The following is a 2376-nucleotide window of genomic DNA, read 5'->3' as shown; positions in this document are numbered from 1 at the left end:
GTATCCGCCCGACCAACTACAGGTTTGATTCCTGAAGATTATTTTTATAGTTCTGTGGGTATAGGTCTTTCAGGTTTTTATGGTTGATGGTCATGATATTTTCCAGGGTATATTTCAGCCAATGAAATGGATTCACTTCATGTTTTTTACAGATGGCGAAGAAGGAGTAGATCATGGCTGCCCGCTGTGCCGCGTCGTGCGATCCGGCAAAGAGGTAGTTCTTGCGGCCCAGGGCGACCGGTCTGATGGCATTCTCCACCTGATTGTTATCGATCTGCAGATTCCCGTCGTACAAATAAGCCGACAGTCCATCCCACCGGGCATACGCATAGGCCATGGCTTTGCCGATCTGGCTTTTGGGCAGGGTGGATTTGATTTCCTCAAAGATCCATTTGCCCAGTTCATTGATCACCGGCAGGGATTCGGTCAGTCGAAGTTCTTTGATGTGATCTACTGATAGTTTTTCTTCCCTAGCCTGCCGCTCCACCGCATAAAGCTGCTGGATCATGAGTAAAGCCTTTTCCGCCCGGACTTTGTCATTGTCCAAGGCCCGCTCAAACTCACGGCGTGCATGTGCCCAGCAGGCCAGATGGGTCACTTCTTTATTTCGGGCATATTTTTCGTAAACGGCATAGCCGTCGGTCTGCAGGTAACCCCGGAAACCGCCCAGCATGGGCAACGGCGCGCTGCCGCCCCGAGTGGGACTATAATCGAACAGCACGGTTTTATCCAACGGGCAATGGTATACCCAATAGTATCCCTGATGGGCAGCACCCTTTTTGTCCTTATCCAATACTTTTATCGGTGTTTCGTCCACCTGCAGATAGCCCTTTGCCTTGGTATCGAAGACCAATTGCTCGTAAAGGGGCTGGAGTTTGATGAGTGCTTCTTTTGTCCAGCCCTCGATGGTGGAGGAAGCGATCTGTATGTTGTCTCGGGCGAAGCGCTGTTTTTGACGGTACAGCGGGAGGTGGTCCATGTATTTATCCGTCAGGATCATCGCCAGCAGACCCGATCCCGGGATGCCCTTGTCGATCACCCGCTCGGGAAGCTCACCGATCTTTACACTCCCGACACCGGCTCGGGACAGGCTCTCACCGCTTTTGGCGGCATATTTATAGCGGATATAACGTTTGATGTAGAACCTGGCCGGCTCGCACTCCAACTCCTCAGTCACTTCCTTGCCGATGCAGACCATATCCGACAGATCCCCCTCGGGGTGGATCTCGATCTCCTGTACCGGCAGGTGTTCGGGAAGTTTTGCGCGACCTTTATGATTAGGCCGCCTGCGGGCATACTCGATCTTTTCCTTGATCTGTTCCTGCTGTTGTTCTATTTTTTCGGGCTCAGGTTCAAACGGAAGTGCGGTCTGGTTGGGGTCTGCTTCAAAGCGCTCACGCTTCTGGCCGAACTGCATGCGGCGCAGCATTTCCACCTGTGCCTTCAGATAATCTCGCTCCTGGGAAAGGGAGACGATTTTTTCATCCTTCTGGGTGGAGTCACGGGTTAGGGAATCGACTATCCGCTGCTGTTCGGCCAGGGCCCGGTCACGGTCAGAAACCATCGCTAATAGGTCTTCTTTTGACAGGTTTTCCAGTGCCGTTTGCATGGCATAAAAATACAAATAACCAGCGTGTTAAGCAAATGAAAAACGATGTTTTTGATTGCTTCAGACCGCTTTTTTCAGGCTGAACCGATGGCGCCTCCGGCTCTTCTCCACCACGATCCCCTCCACCATCAGCACCAGATCGCTCCAGTCGATCTCACCGCCCGGCGCACGGCTTTTGGGCAGCGGGAAGGTGCCGCCCTCCAGCCTTTTGTAATACAGCACGAACCCGCCGTGCTCCCAGTGCAAAAGCTTCATATGCGTGCGGCGACGGTTCAGGAACACAAACACGTCCCCGCCGGTTGCCCTCCGGCCCAAACCGGAGGACACCAGCCCGCAAAGCCCGTCAAAACTTTTCCTCATATCGCAATGGCCGCCGTACAGGTAATAACGGTGCGAGGAACCCAGGCTGAACATCAGGCAAGGGCAATCAGCCTGGACAACAGCCCAAGATCGGCCGAGGGCACCTCCAGCCGCACTCCGTTGGGGTAAACAACCGATAGCACCGTCCCTGATCCGGAGGGAACCATCGGAATGAAGTCGGTGTCCCCAACCGATTGATCCGCTTTCCAGCGTGCAATCCAGTAACCGAACTTGGACAGGGTGATGCCATGCTGCAGGCAGAACTCTTTCCGGGTCAAACCACTCTCACGCCACTGGCCCACAAGGGTAAACATGTAGTCTCTACGTTCTTTCATATCAATAATATTTGGGCGTAAAGCTACAGCGGATCAATTACTCAGAAAATATGCAGTTGGTCGGGCGGATAC

General features: G+C 53.2%; 3 protein-coding genes. All 3 read right to left on the bottom strand.

Features of this window, described 5'->3' with window-relative positions; genetic code table 11:
• Window positions 1–16: 16 nt before the first annotated feature.
• Genes ACEVG1_RS20965 through ACEVG1_RS20955 form a run of 3 tightly spaced genes read right to left on the bottom strand, consistent with a single transcriptional unit; the run spans window position 17 to window position 2304 of the window.
• The gene (locus tag ACEVG1_RS20965; RefSeq protein WP_374745685.1) at window positions 17–1609 is read right to left on the bottom strand and encodes an IS66 family transposase; all 1593 of its coding nucleotides are present in this window, start codon (window positions 1607–1609) and stop codon (window positions 17–19) included.
• 60 nt (window positions 1610–1669) lie between these two features.
• A complete protein-coding gene (tnpB, locus tag ACEVG1_RS20960; RefSeq protein WP_374745684.1) occupies window positions 1670–2023 on the bottom strand; it encodes an IS66 family insertion sequence element accessory protein TnpB in 354 nt (117 codons plus the stop codon).
• On the bottom strand, window positions 2023–2304 hold the full coding sequence (locus ACEVG1_RS20955) for an IS66 family insertion sequence element accessory protein TnpB (protein WP_374745683.1): 282 nt from the start codon (window positions 2302–2304) through the stop codon (window positions 2023–2025). The genes tnpB and ACEVG1_RS20955 overlap by 1 nt, the downstream gene beginning before the upstream one ends.
• Window positions 2305–2376: the final 72 nt, after the last annotated feature.

Source organism: Parapedobacter sp. 2B3, assembly GCF_041925275.1.
Classification (GTDB): Bacteria; Bacteroidota; Bacteroidia; order Sphingobacteriales; family Sphingobacteriaceae; genus Parapedobacter; species Parapedobacter pyrenivorans_A.
This window is presented reverse-complemented; position numbering and strand designations above follow the sequence as displayed.